Genomic DNA, 18,529 nt, shown 5'->3' with positions numbered 1-18,529 from the left:
CGTCGAGCAGAAGGTCCTTTGCGCTCAGCCGGCAAAGGCCTTTTCGAGCTTGGCGATGTCGAGCTTGCCCATTTCCAGCATGGCCTCCATCGCTCGCCGAGCCGCTTCTCGATCCTCGCTCTTGAGCATTTCCGTCATGCGCGCTGCATTGATCTGCCACGACAGCCCCCAGCGGTCCTTGATCCAGCCGCATGGGCCAGGTTCGCCGCCATTCGACGCGATCCTATTCCATAGCCGGTCGATCTCCTCCTGATCCGCGCATTCGATCTGGAAGGATATCGCTTCGTTGAACTTGAATAGCGGTCCGCCGTTCAACCCGACAAAATCCTGACCGGCCAATGTGAATTCGACCGTCAGCACCATTCCGGCCGGCCCGCTCGGATTGTCGGCTGGCGAGCGGGTGACATCGCCCATTCGGCTGTCGGGCAGCAAGGTCACGTAAAAATTGGCGGCCTCTTCGGCGTCGCCGTCATACCAGAGGCAGGGTGTGATCTTCGACATATGCTTTTCCTCGAGGATTGACCGGAATGGTGGCGTTCAGCGTGTGGTCGATACCAAGGCGAAAAAGGCGCCTTGCGGGTCGAAAGCCTGAACGATCCAGCTTCCACCCGGAACCTGGTGGGGGCCCATCGCCACCTTGCCGCCATTGGCCGTGATCCGATCGATCGCCGCATCGATGCCGTCGACATCGACGTAGAAGGACCAGGCCGACACCGGCATTTCCGCGGGCTGATCCATCATCCCACCCATCCGGACTCCATTGGAGCCGAAGATGCGGTATTGCCCCATCGGCCCCATATCCATCATCTCCATCGTCTCCCAGCCGAATTGCCTGGAATAGAAATCGAAGGCGGCCTCCTGGCCGTTGCCGGCATAGAGTTCATGCCAGCTTATATTGGCAAGTTCATTGGGTTCCGCCGGCGGCGGGACATCGCTCCGCGGCAACGGAGTCATCACGTAGAAGACAGCGCCGCCCGGATCCCCGACCATGGCGAAACGGCCGACATTGGGAATGTCGTCGGGACCCATATGCACCGAACCGCCTGCCGCGACGATCTGTTTCGCCGCAGCGTCCGTGTCGGGAACGCCGATATAGCCGACCCAGGCGGGGCGGGCGCCATGGCCGAGCATCTCATCGGTAAGCTGCATCAGTCCGCCGATCTGACGGTCGCCCGCAGATAGGATCGTGTAACGGAAATCGCCCATTTCGGCCATGGTCTGGTCGCTTGCCGACCAGCCGACGACCGCCTCGTAGAAGGCGATCGCCGCATCCTGCTCGGTCGTCATCAGCTCGTACCAGATGAAGCCACCTGTCCCTTCGGGCGGACCCTGGCATGTTTCAGCATTCGCCGCGGGCGCGGCGTTCGAGACGTCGGTCATGGCAATCATCCTTTCGCGGAGGGATCGGTCCGAGCAGTCCTTATTCGTCGACGATCGGGGCGAAGCCGCCATAGATCATCCGCTTGCCGTCGAAGGGCATGCTATCCTTGTCGGGCTGCATCCGCTCGTCGGCCATGATCTTCGGCCAGGCTTCGTCCCGGACCTGTTTCGACGGCCATTCGACCCAGGAGAAGACGACGGCTTCGTCTTCGTTCGCGTTGACCGCACTCTTGAAGTCGGTGACCTTGCCATTGGGTACATCGTCGCCCCAGGCCTCCACGACCCGCGTCGCGCCATATTCCTCGAACACGGTCGCGGCCTTCGCCGCCATGTCATGATAGGCTTGCTTGTTGTCCATCGGCACGGCGACGAGGTAACCGTCGGCATAGCCGAAGGCGCCATCGCTCCGTTTCTCGAGAAGCGGGGCGAAACCGCCATAGATCATGCGCTGCATGTCGAAGGGGGTGGATTCCCCGTCCATGTTGAGCCGTTCGTCCGCCATGATCTTCCGATTGGCCTCGTCGCGCACTTCCCGGGACGGATAGGTGACCCAGGAAAAGACGACATTCTCGCCCCCTTCCGCTTTCACGGCGCGCCTGAAGTCGGTGATCTTGCCATCCGGAACGTCATCGCCCCAGCATTCGACGAAATGCTGCGCTCCATGCTCCTTGAAGATGGGCGCGGCCTTCAGGGCCATGTCCCGATATGCTTCCTTGTTGCGATCCGGCACCGGGATCACGAATCCGTCCACGTAAGACATGATGTCTCTCCTTGCTGCGGCATTGTTCGTTCAACTGGGTCAGGCGGCCGCCACCTCTTCGCCAGACGCCATTGCGCTGGTCGCTGCTTCCAGGTCCATCCACATCGGCTCCCAGATATGCCCGTCCGGGTCTTCGAAGCTGCGGCCGTACATGAAACCATAATCCTGCTTTTCGCGCGGTTCGCGTCCACCTGCCGCCAGCGCTTTCTCCGTGATGGCGTCGACCTCTTCCCGACTGTCGGCCGAGACGCAGATCAGGACCTCGCTCGTCTCATGGGCGTTCGCGATCGTCTTGGGTGTGAACTGTTTGAACTTGTCATGTGTCAGCAACATGACGTGGATGGTGTCGGAAAAAACCATGCAGGAGGCCGTGTGATCGCTGAACATCGGGTTTTTCTCGGCACCGATCGCCTCGTAAAAGGCATTGGCGCGATCGAGATCGGCCACTGGCAGGTTCACGAAAATCATTTTCGGCATGTCTCGCTTCCTTCGACTCACTGTTTGACCGGAATATGCAGGTGGGTTATAAAAAGCAACTATGAAGTTAAAAAAGCTAACTGGGTCGGCTTCTTCCTCTCGTCGCCGCTATGACGATGCCTGCGGTACGGCCCACGGCCTCGATCTGATCGGGGAACGCTGGGCATTGCTTGTGATGCGCGAACTCATGCTTGGCCCTAAGCGGTTCAGCGATATTCGCGGTGACCTGCCCGGGATTAGCGCCAATGTGCTCACCCAGCGTCTGGAAGGGCTGGAAGCTGCCGGGTTGGTGGTTCGCCGCAAATTGCCGCCGCCCGCATCCGCGCAGGTCTATGAGCTGACCGAATGGGGCTATGAGGCCGAGCCGATCGTACAGGTTCTGGGCCGCTGGGCCGTCCGCTCCCCCGATCATGATCCCAATCAGCCGATCAGTCCCGTATCGCTGATGCTTTCCTTTCGGACCATGATGAATCCCGAACGGGCCGGGGACACGAAGGCACGCATCGGCTTTCGCCTCGGTCCTGAAAGTTTCCTGGCCCGGATCGCGGACGGGGGAATCCAGGTCGTGCGCGGGCCCATCGAGGCCGCCGACCTGATCTTGGCGGGGCCACCGGCCGCCATCGCAGCCGCCGTCTATGGTGGACAATCGCTGGAGGCCCTCGAAGCGGACGGGATCCTGGCGGTGGAGGGAGACCGCGACCTTGCCCGGCGTTTCACGACCTTCTTCCCGTTGCCGCCCAAGGCTGAGCGCAGAGGATGAACAGGATGTCCGCAATGTTCGCGGCGGCGGGACATCATGGCCGTTGACCATGGCCGCCAAGGCTGACAACCAACGCTCATGTCCGATGCTGCGCAAACGATAGGGGCGACCGGCCTGCCTCAAGCAACCGATGATCGGCGCGTCCGGCGCGTGCTATGGGCCAGCCTCGTCGGCACCTCCGTCGAATTTTACGATTTCTATATCTACGCGACGGCCGCCAGCCTGTTCTTCGGCGCCTTGTTCTTCCCGGCGAGCTCGGAATCCGCGCAACTTCTGGCCGCTTATGCGAGCCTTGGTCTCGCCTTCGTAGCCAGGCCGCTCGGGGCGGCGGTGTTCGGCCATTTCGGCGATCGCGTCGGCCGGAAATCCACCTTGGTCGCGTCGCTTCTTCTGATGGGCGGTTCCACCACCGCCATCGCCTTTCTCCCCACCTATAACGAACTTGGCTGGATCGCGTCCCTGCTGCTCTGCCTGCTGCGCTTCTGCCAGGGTTTGGGGCTTGGCGGGGAATGGGGCGGCGCAGCCTTGCTTGCGGTCGAAAATGCTCCTCCTGGTTGGCGGGGCCGCTTCGGCATGGTCCCGCAGCTCGGCGCGCCGATCGGCTTCATCTTCGCCAACGGCTTCTTCCTGCTGCTCGGCCTGATGCTGACGCCGGAGCAGTTCCTGTCATGGGGTTGGCGGCTGCCCTTCCTCGCCAGCGCGCTGCTCGTCGGACTCGGGCTATGGGTCCGGCTCAAGCTCACCGAGACGCCTGCTTTTGCCGCCGCCCTCGCGCAGGGACGGCCGGCCACCGTGCCGATCGCCGCCATATTCCGCGACCATCTGAAGCCGACCCTGGCCGGCATGTTCGGGGTCGTCGCCTGCTTCACCTTATATTATCTGATGACGGCCTTCGTACTGGGCTACGGCACGACCACGCTTGGCTATGCGCGCGAGACCTTCCTGCTCGTGCAACTGGGCGCCATCCTCTTCATGGCGATCGGCATCGTCACCGCAGGCATATTTTCGGATCGGTTCAATCCCCGGATCGTGTTGGTCTGGGCGTGCGCTGGCACCATCCTGATCGGCTTCATCCTCGCCCCGATGATGGAAAGCGGATCGCTGCTGCTTATCTTCGTGTTCCTGGCGCTGGCTTTGCTCTGCATGGGTTTTCTGTACGGCCCGCTCGGCGCCTGGATGCCTGGTCTGTTTCCGCCGCTCGTGCGCTACACCGGCATTTCGGTGGCGTTCAATGTCGGCGGCATATTGGGCGGCGCACTAGCGCCGATGGCGGCGCAGATGATGGCCGAAAGAGGCGGGCTGATGCCCGTCGGTCTCTATCTTTCCGCCGCCGGCGCCATCAGCCTCGTGGCGATGCTGACGGTCAGGAAGGAAAGTCCGGCCGAATAAGCGCGAACCGCCAGTAACCAATGTAGCGAATGCGGTCCAATTTGGATCACTCGTCGGGGCGGCGGAGCTTGGGGCTTGATTTGGCGGCGATAAAGGCGGCCATGCTTGTTCATGGATGCCGAAACTCGCCTCGACCTGATTGTGCGGGAACTGCAGACGGTGCTGCACGCGGTGTCGTCGGCCAATACGCTCGATCGCATCTGGGCATATCGCTACACGCGATGCCGCGATCTGGTCCTGCAATTGTCACCCCGCCCCGCCGTGCCCGGATTCCTGCGCCAATGCGTGTCGGTGGACAATTTTCACGATTTCATCCGCTTCTATCATCCCGCGATCCCCCACCGGCATGCCTTTATCGATGAAGCCCTGGAAGCCTGCCGTAGCTTCCGCATAGAGGAGCAGATGGTCGGTGAATCCTCGGTCGCGCTCGGCAAGATCCGTGCCGTATTGCTGGCTCAGCCGCCCCGCGCCGTAGCGGAAATTTAGATCCAAAGTCCGGCTCGCGCTGTTCAGTAGCGGACGATGGCTGTCCGGCAGCGAACAGAATTTTTCACCATTTCTTCGCAAAATTGCCGCTTCCTTGGCCTATCCTTGGTGCGACCGCCGAATGACCGGTCTCTAACGCATTGAAATACCGTCTGCCGGCGTTTTGGCATGACTGATGCATCTTCCAAAGCGCGGTCGGATTCCCGCTCCGCCAGCTTCAACGTCGAAAAGGGACATGCAATGCTCACTTTCTCTCTCCACCTCCGGCGCGCTGCCGCGGTCGCAGCGGCTGCTACGCTCCTTCTCGGATTCACGGCGCCGGCTTCGGCCGGCGAGGCGACCGATGCCAATGCCAGTGCCGCCAAAGGCAACCCGACCGGTGCGAAGCCGGCGCCGACGAAGAAATATTGCTTCCTGTTCGAAACAACCGGCTCTCGCATGCGGTCGAAAGTCTGCAAGACCAGGGCGGAATGGGAAGCCCAGGGCCAGCCCATCGAAGAAAAATGAGTATATGACCCGCGGTGCCCTGCGCACCGCGGGCCTCTTTTCGCCTTTTGCCCTTGCCGCGACCGGCGCCGCCTCCCGGGCACTTCCCGGAACGGCCTCCGCTGGGCGCCGCTTTCAGCCGCGGCGACATTGACAAACATTCCCAAACAGGCAGGAATGTGCCTGCCTGGAAAATGAACGGTACCGAAAGCTCGGGCCGCAACGGGCGAATAGGGGGGATCGCATGGCCGGCTTCAAACCATTTTTGGGACTCGCATTGCTGGCGGCGGCGGCCGCGCTTGGTGCGCAGGTGACGAAGGCGCCGGTTCCCGCCCAGGCGGCGGCCGCGCCTGTCGAGACGCCAGCGGCTTCTCCCGTCCTGGCTCGTGGCACGGTCATACCGGCCGCAGATCTCGAGAAGTTCGTCGACGGCTATGTCCGCCGTGCCATGGCCGATGAACATGGCGCCGGCGTGACCGTCGGCATCGTCCAGAATGACCAGCCGCTCCTGCTCAAAGGCTATGGAATGGCAAGCCTCGATCCAGTCCGGCCGGTCGATCCCCGCCGCACCTTGTTCCGGATCGGATCGGTGTCCAAGACGATGACCTGGACCTTGATGATGCGCGAGGTCGAAAAAGGGCGCCTGAAGCTCACCGATCCGGTCAATCAATATCTGCCGCCGGAACTCCAGGTTCCGGACCAAGGGTTCAAGAATCCGATTCGCATCATCGATCTGATGAGCCATTCCCCCGGCTTCGAGGATAGTGGACTTGGGCATCTGTTCGTCGACACCCCGGAACGGATCTTGCCGGCGGCCGAATATCTCGCCAGGCATCGGCCGGATCGCGTCCGGGAGCCCGGCACGATATCCGCTTATTCCAATTATGGCGTGGCGCTTGCGGGCGAGATCCTCGCACGTCTCAACGGCGTCGATTTCCAGACGCTCGCCGACCGCGATATTTTCGGTCCCCTCCAGATGCAGCGCAGCACCTACCGCGAGCCGTACGAGCCCCGCGCCGGTATCCCGCAGCCGATGCCGAAGGCGCTTGCCGCAGATCGATCTCACGAATTCAAGTATAAAGGCGGCCGCTACCAGCCGTCCGGTTATGATTATGTCACGACCATCGCCGCTGCCGGATCGATCTCGACCACTGCGGAAGACATGATCCGATACATGCGTCTGCATCTGAACGGCGGCACATTGGATGGCGTGAAGCTCTACGGACCCGAGACCGCACGCCTGTTCCGCACGCCGGTGCTGAACGTGCCCGAGGGCGTCAATGGATGGGCGCACGGCTTCGGCATGTCCCGCATGCCGGGCGGCTTTGCCTCCTTCAGTCATAGCGGTGGAACCACGAGTTTCTTCACCGACATGGTGTTGGTGCCGGAGCTCAATCTGGGCATCTTCATCAGCACCAACACGAGCGGCGCCGGCGGGATCGTCGGTTCCTTCGCAGACGCCGTGGTCGACGAATTCTATGTGAAGTCACCGCCGATCCGGCGCGCAGGGGATCCTGCGCTGAAGGACAAAGCCGGAAATTATGCCGGAAATTATATCACCACCCGGCGTCATTATTCGGGCCTCGAGAAATTCGTCGGCCTGTTGGGCGGAATCAACCAGGTGTCCGTTTCCGACGATGGTTATCTCGTGACCGCCGGTGGGGGCAGCGCGCGCAGCTGGGCCCCGACCGGCAAGGCCGGACAGTTCCAGGCCGCCGATGGCGATGATCTTCTCAACTTCGTCCTGGACGAGAATGGCAAGGCCACCGGCGTCTATCTCGGCTCCTTTCTGGACCGGGCCGGACCGTTGATGAGCGCGACCTTGTTCGCTGCCGTTGCCGCCCTCGCCGCCCTCACCGGCTTCGGGATCTGGCTGGCCTTCTTCGCGAGAAAGCGGGTCCTGTCGCCGCTCGTCGGCCAGCGGCGGTCGGAACAGGCGCTGCTCGCCGCCGCGGGATTGTGGCTCGCCTCGATCCTTGTCTTTGGTGTCTGGATGGCGACCTTCACCGACATCGTCGGGCTGCTCTACCATTTCCCGCCGGCACTGCTGGTCATTGCCTCGACGCTCGCTCTGTTCGGCACGATCGCAACGTTCGTGGCCTTGGCGTTCATGGTCATGTCGGGGCGTCGTTCGCCGGCCGCCGGCCGGGAAGGCGGCTGGACGATGTGGGGCACGGCCCGTCAGGGTCTCGCCATCGCCCTGTTCCTGCTGCTGGCCCTGCTGGTTGCCGTTCGCGGCGGGTTGTTGCCCTGGGCGTGACCGACAGGCATCCGGCCGGCGGGCGTCTGTTGGCCGGATGCGTCGCCGCGCTTAGCCGGTCGGTAACCAATCTCGGTTAAGCCGTTTTCTTTGGCATGGGAAAGGGCGGGAGAATGGGGCTCGCACGCCTGAAGCAGGGGGACAAGCGAAGAGCGTCGCGCATGGCCGTCTCGCTCGCTTCGAGATTGCGCTGGTCGGCGCGTGAAAGCGTCCTGGTCGAGGTCGAGGACCTTTCGATCTACGGACTGCGCGCGTCGGGCCGGATTTCCTTGAGGCGCGGCGACTGGGTTTCGATAGAGGTGCCCGAACTGGGCCCGGTCACAGCGAGAATAGCCTGGACGAAAAATGATCGGTTTGGCGCTGTCTTTCGTGACAGGATCGATATCCCGGCGCATTCCGAAGCGAGGCGGGGCCTGTTCGAGATCGTCACGGGCCTTCCGATCAGGTTGCGGAACTCCGTGTGGAGTTCGGGGCCCCGCCATCCTGTCCAGGAAATGAGGCTGGAAAGAATCACCCGGACATCGGAGACGGACCAGGAGCGCGTGGACCGCATCGCCCGCACTACCAGGGAAGTGCACGACTATCTGCGCGAACGGAAGGAAGAGCGCGCGAAGCGCCTTGGATGATCGCTGCGTCCAGGCCGAGCGGTACCGAAGGAAAGAGCAGGCGGCGATAGGGTGGAATCGCCGCCTGCCCTCCGGCCCGACCCGAGGAGCCGTGGCGGAAGGCGGCTTGCCGCCGCCGCCCCGGACACCGAGACGACCGGATCTCGAAAAGACGTCATTTCGACGTCCGCCGTGAAGCTGCGGCCCTTCGACATGATGGGCGCCGGCTCCGGGCGATATATGCGCATCGCCGCTGAACGATGATGGCCTCCCGAACAGGAAGGGACAGCGCTCCGGACGGCATGACGTGCAGACTGTTCGCATCCTCCCTCGATTATGTCGCGACATTTTCACATATTCAAAGGTAATGCAAATATAATCAAGCGGCGTTGCGGCATTCCGAGTCGTGGGAGAAATTCGACGAAGAGGTGACGGGAGAAACGGATCAGCGCGCCTTCGTGCCGAGACGGCAGACCCTGGCCAGCCAATCCTTCCGCCGGTGCGGGCTGCCCTCAATCCCTCCGATGATTGTCGAACGGACGGGGCTTAAACCCGTAAAGTTCAATATGTTACGTTTCAAGCTCTTCAGGCTGTGGGCTCTGTAGAAGAGCCGATAGGCCAAAGCGGGCATTCCCATCGTGACGATCAGTCGCGCCGATCGGCCCTTCAGCAGCTTTTGCGGAAGTCCATGGTCGACGTAACGAAAGGCGAAGTCGGGGCGCATCACCTGCTCGAAAAAGCCCTTCAGGAGTGCCGGTACGTCGCCGAGCCAGAGTGGATAGAGGATGACTAGATGCTCCGCCCAGGCGATCGCTTCCTGGGCCTGGACAATATCCCCTGGCGCCTTGCCATGTTCCCAGGCCTGCCGTGAATGGATGAGCGGGAAGTCCAGGTCGGCGACACGAATGCAGCGCACCTCGTTGTCGACCCCGGCACCTTCCGCATAAGCGTCGGCCAGGGCATGGATGAAGCGGCTCCCGTCCGGATCCGGATGTCCGTCGATGATGGTCACGCGCGTCAACAACCTGCTCCCTTCTGCCCGACTCTTGGGACCGGCAATGCGAGAGGGGGATAGGTAGAGCTCCCTATAGGGCCGTTGCCGGAAGCGGATTAGCGCACAATCCATGTTCCGTAGGATTTCGCTCCATGCTTGGTGAACTCACGATAGCGACCGCAATGGTCGTACTGACGGTCATCATCCACGGCACCGGCCTTTACTTCCTGACCCGCATCCTTCGGCTCGAAGCACTGGAGGAGGCGGCGGAGCATATGGGCGCTTTGTCCGTGCGCGGGATCCTCGTCACGTTGGTCGTGATCCTCGGTCTTTTCGCACTCCACGGTATCGAGATCTGGCTCTACGCTTTCCTATATTATCTGATCGGAGCGGTGGAGGGATTGCGCGAGTCCGTCTATTTTTCGACCATCACCTATGCGGCGATCGGCTATGACGATGTCGCCATGGCCGAACGCTGGCGGCTCATCTCGGCGATCGAAGGCATTAATGGCATCATCATGATCGGCTGGTCGACAGCATTCTTCGTCACGGTGGCGGCCCGATTCCGCCGGTTCTGACAGGTCGCTACAAGCCCAGATCCCGATCTACCCTTCAGTTCGAATCAATCTACAACGATCAGGGTCTAGGGGCCTTTACCTATGGGGCAGTCGACGGCGCTGGCCTAGGCAGGACTCTCTCGGAACTGGGGGCGAACCCATGAAATCGATCCTTTTGCATGTCTATGACGATACCGGCCTCGAATCGCGGCTGCAGGCCGCATTCGATCTGGCGCGGACATTCGAAGGCCATGTCACCTGTCTGCACGCTACGCCCTTCGAGGACTATCTCGCCATCGATCCTCTCCTGATGGCTTATCTTCCGGAGGAATTCTCCGAGAAGATGAAGGCGCTTCGGTTTGCACTGCAGGCTCGGATCGAGGATCGGCTGCGAAGCGAAGGCTTGAGCTGGGATTGGATGCATGTGGACGAGCTGCCGTCGCGTGCCCTCATCGGCGCTTCGATCCTTGCCGATGTCGTGGTGGTCAGCCTTTCGGGCGGCGCTCTCTTCCGGGACGAACCGCGTCCGCTTGCCGCGGCCGTCGCAACGAAGGCGCGCGCGCCGGTGCTGGCCGTTCCCGAATCGCTTCGCGCGCTCGACCTCGAGGCCCCCGTCCTGATCGCGTGGAACGGATCGTCGGAAGCGGCCGCCGCGCTTCGTTCGTCGCTGCCCATCCTGCGGCAAGCCTCGGCAGTCCACATCATCGAAGTCCAGGATAAGCCCGCGCCATATCCTCGCGATGCAGCCGCCCGATATCTGGCGCGGCACGGCATCGAAGCCGAAATTTCGCAGCGGCCGCAGATCCAGGGCAGCACCAGCCGCACGATTGAAAGCGCCGGGCTGGCGCTCGGCGCCGGGATGATCGTGATGGGGGCCTATGGCCATTCGCGCCTGCGGGAATATCTGCTGGGCGGCGTCACCCATGATCTTATCGGCGATTGCCGGCTGCCGCTTCTGCTTGGACACTGAGGGATCGCCGCGGCGCGTCCAGGAAGGACAAGGGAGGGGAATGATGGGCGCGATTTCGGATCATGGACCGCTGCCAATCATGGCATCCCCGGCCGTCGGAAAAGGGCGGCCGGTTGGTGGCGGCCGCCAACAGGATGAGGAAGCGCCATTTTCGCCTTCGGTCGACGACCTGCTGATGCTGATCGGCGACGGCGTGGTTGCCACCGACATGCATGGGCGCATCATATTGTTCAACCGGGCCGCCGAGGAGATGTTCGGCCGCACCCGGAAAGACGTCATCATGGAGGGGATCGAAATCCTCCTGCCGGCCCGGTTTCGCGACGACCACCGCAGGCAGGTCGTCGCTTTCGCGAGCGGCAAGCCAGGCGCCTCCCGTCTGATGGGTGTGAGGCGGGAAGTGATCGGATTGCGCAACAATGGCGAAGAATTCTGGACGGAAGCCACCCTCTCACGCCGGATCGTGTGCGGGCGGTCCGTGAATATCGTCGTCCTGCGCGACGTCACCGAACGGAAGCTGCTGGATGAGCAGCGCCGGATCTTCTCCTCCGAAATCGCCCACCGGATGAAGAACAATATCGCCGTCATCAATTCCGTCATCTCGATGATGGCCGGTTACAGCTCCTCGGTCGCTCATTTCGCCGAGGCCTTGCAGGGCCGCTTGGCTGCGATCGCCAATTCGAACGAATTGCTGATGGCCGGCAGCGGCGGCAATGCCGATCTGCGCCATTTGCTGAATGCCGAACTCGGACCGTTCTTGCATCCCGATACTCGAAATGTGGTCCTGAGCGGTCCGGACCATCTTGTCGGAAGCCGTCTTGCCATTGCCTTGAGCCTGGTGGTCCACGAGCTGGTGACGAACAGTGCGAAATATGGAGCGTTCAGTCGGATCGGCGGCAGGATCGAGATCGAATGGGGTATCGAGAACGAGGCCGGCAGGCCGCGGCTCCTTCTCCAGTGGCGCGAGAGCGGCGGACCCCCCGTCCATATGCCTACGCGTCGCGGTTTCGGCACCGACTTGATCGAACAGATGCTTGCACGCTCCTTTTCGGGCAAGGTCGACTTCGACTATCGTGCTGACGGGTTGATTTGCCGCCTGGATGTGGCGCTCGATCGATGGACATGATGCCGGATCGCCCCGGCGCGGGAAAGCAGGCCGTTCCGAGTAAGATGGAGGTGTTGATGGAACGCTTCTTCACGGCCGCGGCATCGCGCGTCGCGGCAATGAGCGGTCAGCCGGCCGCCTTCATCATCGCGTGCGCATTGATCTTGCTATGGATCGTGACGGGGCCGCTTTTTCAGTGGACCGACACCTGGCAGCTGGTCGTCAATACTGCGACCACCATCATCACGTTCCTGATGGTATTCCTGATCCAGAACAGCCAGAATCGCGATGCTGCGGCGATGCAGGCCAAGCTCGACGAGTTGATCAGGGCAGTCCGGGACGCGCGCAACGAATTCGTCGGCATCGAGCATCTTACCGACCGGCAGATCGAAGCCATCCGCTTGGACCTCGAAGAAGAAATAGCCGATCATGCCCGCGGCCGGCACCCTGCCGACAGCATAAGCCGACTGCTTACCCGCCGTTAGGCTCTTTCCCACTACTGCCCGTTCCGGGGGAGACGTTCGTCATCCCCGATCGGGCCCAACGGGTCGCGGCGCCGCGCGCTTGATCTTTTCTATGCCGAGCATGTGGAGCACCATGCGCTCGTAAAATGGTTCGGGCGATCCCCGACGTACCTTGCGGATGAAATAGCGTTCGAACAGCACTTTAGCGAGGTGCACCCAGCGGCCACTGGCCGACCAGTTGACGTTGCGGGGCGGGATTTGGGGCTGCGCCACGAAGGCGACGCCGCCATCGCCGAAATCGGCAAGGCAAACGGCGTTCCAACTCGCCTCGTTGGTCGGTTCGACACCGTCGATCAGCTGGCCGATGTTGCGGGCGACCGCGGTCACCATGCTTTCGATCATGAAGCCGGTTTTCGGCACGCCCACCGGCACCGGAGTCGGCCCGGATGGAGGGATGGCGATGCAGACGCCAAGCGCGAAAATATTCGGGAAGGCGGCGTTGCGCTGTCGCGAGTCGACAGTGACGAAACCGCGCGGATTGACCAGGCCGTCGATCCCCCGAAGCGCGGCGATGCCGCGAAAGGCCGGAAGCATCATCGCAAATTCGAAGGGAAGGTCATGCCGTGCCGAGACGCTGCCGTCGGCGGCGACCTCCTCGACATGCATCAGGCCCTTTTCCACCGACGAAACCCGGGCGTTGGTGATCCATTTGACGTCGCGGCCCCGGAGCTTTCCTTCCAGCAGTGATTTGGTGTCCCCGACACCATCGAGACCGAGATGGCCGATATAGGGTTCGGCCGTGACGAAGGTGATAGGTACCCGGTCGCGAATCCGGCGACGGCGCAGCTCGGCGTCGACGATCATGGCGAATTCATAGGCCGGACCGTAACAGGATGCCCCCTGCACAGCTCCGATCACGACCGGTCCGGGCTTTTCCACGAAGCGGTCGAACGCATCGGCGGCGGCGCTGGCATGGTTGGTCTGGCAAATGGAAACGGTGTGGCCGTCCGGTCCAAGTCCTTCGATTTCATCGAACGCCAATTCCGGTCCGGTGGCAATCACCAGATAATCATAATCAAGGCTGGATCCGTCGCCAAGCTCGACACGGTTTTCGGCGGGATGGAGCCGTTTGGCGCCGGCCGCGCTGAAGCCGATGCCGTGGCGGGCAAAGACGGGCGGGAGATGGACCTGCACCTGTCCCGGTTTTCGCCAACGGACGGCCACCCAAGGATTGGAGGGGACGAACGAGAATGTCTCCGTATCGGACACGACGGTCACGTCCGCTTTGTCCCGCAGCGTATGCCGCAGCTCGAAAGCCGCGACCGCGCCCCCGAGACCTGCTCCCATAATGACGATTTTCGGCCGGGTCATCATTCACCTCCCTTGCGAACGCGCCGGCGAATCCGGCCCAAGAGGCGACGCCTCCTAGCCTCGGTTCTGGGCCGATGAGGCGGGGCAGGACATAGGGGATTGTCCGCATTCGCCGGATCGCCCCGCGGTGGTAGCCCCTGATCGAAGCCGTCGGCATTGGTGCCCGCGGCAGAGGCGAAAACATGACGCGGAATATCTGGATTCTCGTGTTTGCGGCCTCGCTGCTTGCGTCCTGCGGCCGAGACAAAGCAGCGGAGCCGCAGGCCCGACTGCGCACTCCCACGGGCGAGCGCTTGACCCTGGCCGCCGTGGCGATCCCGGAGCGCAAGTCTGTCGCGGCGGAGATCACCACCCGCGACCAGGCAGAAGCATTGGCCCGGATCTCGGGGCGGCTGGTCCGCCTGTCCGTCCGCGAAGGCGACATGGTCACCCGCGGCCAGGCGATCGGTTTGGTCGTGGATGAACGTATTGGTCCCGAGACGCGTGCGCTGGAGGCGCAGATCGCGGCGGCCGCCGCGGAAGCGGAACGGGCGGGTGCGGAGCTCAGGAGGGTCGAATATCTCCACCGACGCGGCTTCTACGCACTGGCCCGGCTTGAGCAGGCGCAGGCAGGCGAGCGTTCGGCCCGTGCCCAGCTCGCCGCAGCAAGGGAGTCCCGTTCGGCCAGCGTCGCGTTCAGCGGCCAGGGGGAAATCCTGGCCCCCGCAAGCGGCCGTGTCCTGCGCGCCGATATCCCGCCGGGTTCGTCGGTCGTGCCAGGAATGTCCGTGGCGACTGTCACTGCCGGACCGCCGCTGCTCCGGCTCCATGTCCCACAGTCGCTGGCAGACAGAATTGGCGCCGGTACGGCCGTCACGGTCGATGAAGACGGCTTCGAGACTCGCGCCGGGCGCATCGTTCAGGTCTATCCGGCGACGGCGGCAGGCCAGGTCGTCGCCGACGCCGATCTTTCCGGGCTGGCTGCGGACCTCGTCGGACGCCGCGTCAGCGTTGTGCTCGACGTCGGCTCCCGTCGCGGCATCCTCGTGCCTCGCCGCTTCGTCCTCACCCGCTACGGCATCGATTATGTCGATCTCGTGGGACGGGAGGGCGCGGTCGCCCGTATCCCGGTGCAGACCGCGCCTGCGCCCGATCCGACGCAGGTGGAGCTGCTGACCGGCGTCTCCCCAGGCGATATTCTCCAGAATCCGGGTAATCGAGGATGAAGCTCGGATTTTCCGGATGGCTGACCCGCGCGATGATCCGCTCGCCACTCACGCCATTATTCCTTTTCGCGGCGCTCGCGGCTGGGCTGATGGCGCTGTTCTCCATACCGCGCGAGGAAGAGCCACAGATCAGCGTTCCCATGATCGACATCAGGGTGGCGGCCCCCGGCCTCGCCGCATCGGACGTCGTCGAGCTGGTCGGCAAGCCGCTGGAAACGATCGTTCGAAGCGTCGACGGTGTCGAGCATGTCTATACCCAGGCCGAAGACGATGGCGTGCTGGTCACGGCACGTTTCCTGGTGGGCTCCGACCCCGACGACGCCGCCCTCCGCATCCATGAGAAGCTCCGCGCCAATTACGATCGGATACCGGTCGGTATCGCCGAGCCGGTCGTCACCGCCCGCGGCATAAACGACGTACCGATAATCGTGCTGACATTGTCGCCGCGGCCGGGGGTGGCGGGCCTGTGGACGGCCGGCGCCTTGAACGAGATTGCCAACCGGCTGCGTACCGAGGTGGCGAAGGTAGAGGATGTCGGCCTTTCCTTCATCACAGGCGGCAGCGCCGAGCAGATTCGTGTCGCGCCCGATCCGACCCGGATGGCGCTTCACGGCGTGACGCTGGCCACCCTTGCCGATACGGTGGCGCAGGCCAATCGCAGCTTTCCCGCCGGCACGGTGCGCGAGGCCGGAAAGGCGGCATCCGTCGCCGTAGGGCGTACCTTAGCCAGCGCCGCCGACATCGGCTTGCTGACGGTTTCCGCCGTCGATGGCCGGCCTGTCTATGTCCGCGATGTCGCCGATATCGGCCAGGCGCCGGCGGAAACGCAAAACCGGGTCTCGCGTTGGGTCCGGGCCGAAAGCGGGTGGCATGGCGCCCCGGCGGCGAGCATTGCCATCGCCAAGCGGGCCGGCGCCAATGCCGTCACCGTGTCGGAAGCCGTCGCACGTCGGGTCGGTCAATTGCAGGGGAGCCTCATTCCTTCCGGACTTGAGGTGGCGGTCACGCGAAATTATGGCGAAACCGCCAACGAAAAGGCCAACGAACTCCTTTTTCACCTGGCGCTTGCCACCTTTTCGATCATCGCCTTGATCGCTTTCGCGATCGGCTGGCGCGAAGCGGCCGTCACGGCCATCGTCATTCCGACAACGATCCTGCTCACGCTCTTCGCCTCCAATCTGATGGGCTATACGATCAACCGCGTCAGCCTGTTCGCGCTGATCTTCTCGATCGGCATCCTCGTGGACGACGCGATCGTGGTGATCGAGAATATTGCGCGGCATTGGGCGATGGGGGATGGGCGCGGCCGGATCGACGCAGCCGTCGAAGCGGTAGCGGAGGTCGGCAATCCCACCATCGTCGCGACCCTGACCGTGGTCGCCGCATTGCTGCCGATGCTGTTCGTCTCGGGGCTGATGGGACCCTATATGGCCCCGATACCGGTCAACGCCTCCGCGGCGATGATCTTTTCGTTCTTCGTCGCCATGGTAATAGCACCCTGGCTGATGGTGCGGCTTGCCGGACGGCATGTTTCGGACGCGGGCGCGCATGGGGTCCATGCCGGAGGTCGGCTCGGCGGCCTCTATGCCAGGGTGGCGCGACATGTGATCCGCACCAGGGGTTCGGCCTGGCGCTTCCTGATCGTAGTCGGCGTCGCCACCCTGATCGCGATGTCCATGTTCTACTTCAAGGCTGTGACCGTCAAATTGCTGCCCTTCGACAACAAGTCGGAGGTGCAGGTGGTCATCGACATGCCCGAAGGCACGAGCCTCGAGGGAACCGGGCGTGTCGCCGAACATGTGGCCGCGGCGGCCCGAGACCTTCCCGAGGCTTTGGCCATGGAGCTTTATGTCGGCACCGCCGCCCCGTTCAACTTCAATGGGCTGGTTCGCCACTATTTTCTACGCGACCGGCCGGAAATGGGTGACGTGATGATCACGTTGCTGCCCAAAAGCGAGCGCGACCGATCGAGTCACGATGTCGCACTGGCGTTGCGCAGGCGCCTCGAGAGCGTGAACCTGCCTCCCGGCGGATCGCTCAAGGTGGTGGAAACGCCGCCCGGGCCGCCGGTGCTGGCTACACTGCTCGCTGAAGTCTACGGCCCCGACGAGGCGACGCGGCGCGCGACTGCCGACGAGATTGCCGCAATCTTCCGCGCCGTTCCGTTCATCGTCGACGTGGATACGAGTCACGGGCTTCCCCGACCGCGCCTGCGCCTGCTCCCGGACCGCCAGCGGCTGGAATATTACGGTCTGTCGGAACGCGAGGTCTACGATTCCCTCGCGATGCTGCTGGGCGGACGGATCATCGGCTATGCACCGCGTGGCGACGAGCGAACGCCGCTGCCGATCGCATTCGAACTGTCGCAATCGTCCCGGCGCTGGAGCGAAGCCCTTGCGTCTACCCCCATTGCGGTCTCGCATGGTGCCGGCGAAGGGCGGCTGATCGAACTTGGCGAGATCGTCGAGGTCCGGATGGAACGAGGCAGCCACATCTTGTTCCGGCGGAACGGCCGACCGACGGAGATGGTCTCCGCGGAGCTTGCCGGCGCCTATGAAGCGCCGATCTATGGTCTGATCGCCGTCGACGATGCGATTGCGGACCATGATTGGGCTGCCAAGCAGCTGCAGCGGCCCGCAATCAGCCTCCACGGCCAGCCGGAGGATGAAAGCCGCACCACCTTGCTATGGGACGGGGAGTGGGAAATCACCTGGGTTACGTTCCGCGACATGGGCGCCGCATTCGCGGCCGCCTTGCTTGGCATCTATTTCCTGGTCGTCGCCCAGTTCCGAAGCTTCACGCTTCCCCTGGTCATATTGACGCCGATTCCGCTGACGCTCGTCGGTATCGTCGTCGGCCACATGCTCTTCGCCGCACCGTTCACGGCGACCTCGATGATCGGCTTCATTGCCCTCGCCGGCATTATCGTGCGAAATTCCATCCTTCTGGTCGATTTCATCCGCCATAGTCGGGGAAGCGATGAACCGCTGCGCGATGTGCTGATCGAGGCAGGGTCGATCCGGTTCAAACCGATCCTGCTGACCGCGCTGGCGGCCATGATCGGCGCTGCGGTGATCCTGACGGATCCGATCTTCCAGGGCTTGGCGATCTCGCTGCTGTTCGGCCTGGCATCCTCGACCCTGCTGACCGTTCTCGTCATCCCCGCTCTTTATATCGTGCTGCGGGACGACGGGCGGCCGGCGAGCCGGACCGGGAGCGGATTTCCCGCGGCACCGCCTGACGAGTCAATATGATGGAGGTGA

At 63.0% G+C, this 18,529-nt stretch carries 18 protein-coding genes; 12 read left to right on the top strand and 6 right to left on the bottom strand.

The window, feature by feature from the left end; genetic code table 11:
* Positions 1-24 precede the first annotated feature (24 nt).
* The 4 genes from RQX22_RS08710 to RQX22_RS08695 are packed head-to-tail and all read right to left on the bottom strand — an operon-like array spanning position 25 to position 2,617.
* A complete protein-coding gene (locus tag RQX22_RS08710) occupies positions 25-501 on the bottom strand; it encodes a VOC family protein (protein WP_315725608.1) in 477 nt (158 codons plus the stop codon).
* Between the two features lie 36 nt (positions 502-537).
* Positions 538-1,380, bottom strand: coding sequence for a VOC family protein (locus RQX22_RS08705; RefSeq protein ID WP_315725606.1), 843 nt, complete (start codon positions 1,378-1,380; stop codon positions 538-540).
* A 40-nt stretch (positions 1,381-1,420) separates the two neighbouring features.
* On the bottom strand, positions 1,421-2,140 hold the full coding sequence (locus tag RQX22_RS08700; RefSeq protein WP_315725604.1) for a DUF1428 domain-containing protein: 720 nt from the start codon (positions 2,138-2,140) through the stop codon (positions 1,421-1,423).
* A 39-nt stretch (positions 2,141-2,179) separates the two neighbouring features.
* Positions 2,180-2,617 (bottom strand): VOC family protein, encoded by a 438-nt coding sequence (locus RQX22_RS08695; RefSeq protein ID WP_315725603.1) that lies wholly within the window; start codon positions 2,615-2,617, stop codon positions 2,180-2,182.
* Between the two features lie 61 nt (positions 2,618-2,678).
* Between RQX22_RS08695 and RQX22_RS08690 the strand changes: the two genes are divergently transcribed.
* The 6 genes from RQX22_RS08690 (at position 2,679) to RQX22_RS08665 (ending at position 8,624) form a co-directional block, all read left to right on the top strand.
* Complete coding sequence (locus RQX22_RS08690) at positions 2,679-3,377, top strand: winged helix-turn-helix transcriptional regulator (RefSeq protein WP_315725602.1); 699 nt, start codon at positions 2,679-2,681, stop codon at positions 3,375-3,377.
* A gap of 78 nt (positions 3,378-3,455) precedes the next feature.
* Positions 3,456-4,766 carry an MFS transporter gene (locus tag RQX22_RS08685; RefSeq protein WP_315725601.1) on the top strand — a complete coding sequence of 437 codons (1,311 nt, stop codon included), beginning with the start codon at positions 3,456-3,458 and terminating at the stop codon, positions 4,764-4,766.
* 105 nt (positions 4,767-4,871) lie between these two features.
* Positions 4,872-5,252, top strand: a complete 381-nt coding sequence (locus tag RQX22_RS08680; protein WP_315725599.1) for a hypothetical protein — start codon at positions 4,872-4,874, stop codon at positions 5,250-5,252.
* A gap of 168 nt (positions 5,253-5,420) precedes the next feature.
* Positions 5,421-5,759 carry a hypothetical protein gene (locus RQX22_RS08675; protein WP_315725597.1) on the top strand — a complete coding sequence of 113 codons (339 nt, stop codon included), beginning with the start codon at positions 5,421-5,423 and terminating at the stop codon, positions 5,757-5,759.
* Positions 5,760-5,982: 223 nt separating this feature from the next.
* Positions 5,983-7,998, top strand: a complete 2,016-nt coding sequence (locus RQX22_RS08670) for a serine hydrolase domain-containing protein (RefSeq protein WP_315725596.1) — start codon at positions 5,983-5,985, stop codon at positions 7,996-7,998.
* A gap of 113 nt (positions 7,999-8,111) precedes the next feature.
* Positions 8,112-8,624 carry a hypothetical protein gene (locus RQX22_RS08665; RefSeq protein ID WP_315725595.1) on the top strand — a complete coding sequence of 171 codons (513 nt, stop codon included), beginning with the start codon at positions 8,112-8,114 and terminating at the stop codon, positions 8,622-8,624.
* A gap of 424 nt (positions 8,625-9,048) precedes the next feature.
* Here RQX22_RS08665 and RQX22_RS08660 read toward each other — a convergent pair whose 3' ends face one another.
* A complete protein-coding gene (locus tag RQX22_RS08660) occupies positions 9,049-9,615 on the bottom strand; it encodes an NAD(P)H-dependent oxidoreductase (protein ID WP_315726269.1) in 567 nt (188 codons plus the stop codon).
* A 134-nt stretch (positions 9,616-9,749) separates the two neighbouring features.
* Here RQX22_RS08660 and RQX22_RS08655 point away from each other — a divergent pair, with 134 nt between their 5' ends.
* From RQX22_RS08655 to RQX22_RS08640, 4 genes are all read left to right on the top strand, one after another.
* Entirely contained in the window at positions 9,750-10,175 is a 426-nt protein-coding gene (locus RQX22_RS08655) for an ion channel (RefSeq protein WP_315725593.1), read from the top strand.
* Positions 10,176-10,314: 139 nt separating this feature from the next.
* The gene (locus RQX22_RS08650) at positions 10,315-11,124 is read left to right on the top strand and encodes a universal stress protein (RefSeq protein WP_315725591.1); all 810 of its coding nucleotides are present in this window, start codon (positions 10,315-10,317) and stop codon (positions 11,122-11,124) included.
* Positions 11,125-11,203: 79 nt separating this feature from the next.
* A complete protein-coding gene (locus RQX22_RS08645) occupies positions 11,204-12,247 on the top strand; it encodes an HWE histidine kinase domain-containing protein (RefSeq protein WP_315725589.1) in 1,044 nt (347 codons plus the stop codon).
* Between the two features lie 56 nt (positions 12,248-12,303).
* Positions 12,304-12,711 (top strand): low affinity iron permease family protein, encoded by a 408-nt coding sequence (locus RQX22_RS08640; protein WP_315725587.1) that lies wholly within the window; start codon positions 12,304-12,306, stop codon positions 12,709-12,711.
* 39 nt (positions 12,712-12,750) lie between these two features.
* Here the strand turns inward: RQX22_RS08640 and RQX22_RS08635 are convergent, their stop codons facing one another.
* Entirely contained in the window at positions 12,751-14,064 is a 1,314-nt protein-coding gene (locus tag RQX22_RS08635; protein ID WP_410001620.1) for an NAD(P)/FAD-dependent oxidoreductase, read from the bottom strand.
* A gap of 179 nt (positions 14,065-14,243) precedes the next feature.
* Here RQX22_RS08635 and RQX22_RS08630 point away from each other — a divergent pair, with 179 nt between their 5' ends.
* On the top strand, positions 14,244-15,266 hold the full coding sequence (locus RQX22_RS08630; protein WP_315725586.1) for an efflux RND transporter periplasmic adaptor subunit: 1,023 nt from the start codon (positions 14,244-14,246) through the stop codon (positions 15,264-15,266).
* Positions 15,263-18,520 (top strand): efflux RND transporter permease subunit, encoded by a 3,258-nt coding sequence (locus RQX22_RS08625; protein ID WP_315725585.1) that lies wholly within the window; start codon positions 15,263-15,265, stop codon positions 18,518-18,520. Before RQX22_RS08630 ends, RQX22_RS08625 begins: the two co-directional genes overlap by 4 nt.
* The last annotated feature ends 9 nt before the right edge of the window (positions 18,521-18,529 follow it).

Source organism: Sphingosinicella rhizophila (assembly GCF_032378825.1).
Lineage (GTDB): Bacteria > Pseudomonadota > Alphaproteobacteria > Sphingomonadales > Sphingomonadaceae > Allosphingosinicella > Allosphingosinicella rhizophila.
Note: the sequence above shows the minus strand (reverse complement) of the source record. Positions and strands in the feature narration are given on the sequence as shown.

Coding starts and splice junctions, on each gene's coding strand:
- RQX22_RS08640 (WP_315725587.1), top strand. CDS start 12,304: ATGGAACGCTTCTTCACGGCCGCGGCATCGCGCGTCGCGGCAATGAGC.
- RQX22_RS08705 (WP_315725606.1), bottom strand. CDS start 1,380: ATGACCGACGTCTCGAACGCCGCGCCCGCGGCGAATGCTGAAACATGC.
- RQX22_RS08645 (WP_315725589.1), top strand. CDS start 11,204: ATGGCATCCCCGGCCGTCGGAAAAGGGCGGCCGGTTGGTGGCGGCCGC.
- RQX22_RS08710 (WP_315725608.1), bottom strand. CDS start 501: ATGTCGAAGATCACACCCTGCCTCTGGTATGACGGCGACGCCGAAGAG.
- RQX22_RS08700 (WP_315725604.1), bottom strand. CDS start 2,140: ATGTCTTACGTGGACGGATTCGTGATCCCGGTGCCGGATCGCAACAAG.
- RQX22_RS08625 (WP_315725585.1), top strand. CDS start 15,263: ATGAAGCTCGGATTTTCCGGATGGCTGACCCGCGCGATGATCCGCTCG.
- RQX22_RS08665 (WP_315725595.1), top strand. CDS start 8,112: ATGGGGCTCGCACGCCTGAAGCAGGGGGACAAGCGAAGAGCGTCGCGC.
- RQX22_RS08685 (WP_315725601.1), top strand. CDS start 3,456: ATGTCCGATGCTGCGCAAACGATAGGGGCGACCGGCCTGCCTCAAGCA.
- RQX22_RS08690 (WP_315725602.1), top strand. CDS start 2,679: ATGAAGTTAAAAAAGCTAACTGGGTCGGCTTCTTCCTCTCGTCGCCGC.
- RQX22_RS08650 (WP_315725591.1), top strand. CDS start 10,315: ATGAAATCGATCCTTTTGCATGTCTATGACGATACCGGCCTCGAATCG.
- RQX22_RS08635 (WP_410001620.1), bottom strand. CDS start 14,064: ATGATGACCCGGCCGAAAATCGTCATTATGGGAGCAGGTCTCGGGGGC.
- RQX22_RS08630 (WP_315725586.1), top strand. CDS start 14,244: ATGACGCGGAATATCTGGATTCTCGTGTTTGCGGCCTCGCTGCTTGCG.
- RQX22_RS08670 (WP_315725596.1), top strand. CDS start 5,983: ATGGCCGGCTTCAAACCATTTTTGGGACTCGCATTGCTGGCGGCGGCG.
- RQX22_RS08655 (WP_315725593.1), top strand. CDS start 9,750: ATGCTTGGTGAACTCACGATAGCGACCGCAATGGTCGTACTGACGGTC.
- RQX22_RS08695 (WP_315725603.1), bottom strand. CDS start 2,617: ATGCCGAAAATGATTTTCGTGAACCTGCCAGTGGCCGATCTCGATCGC.
- RQX22_RS08675 (WP_315725597.1), top strand. CDS start 5,421: ATGACTGATGCATCTTCCAAAGCGCGGTCGGATTCCCGCTCCGCCAGC.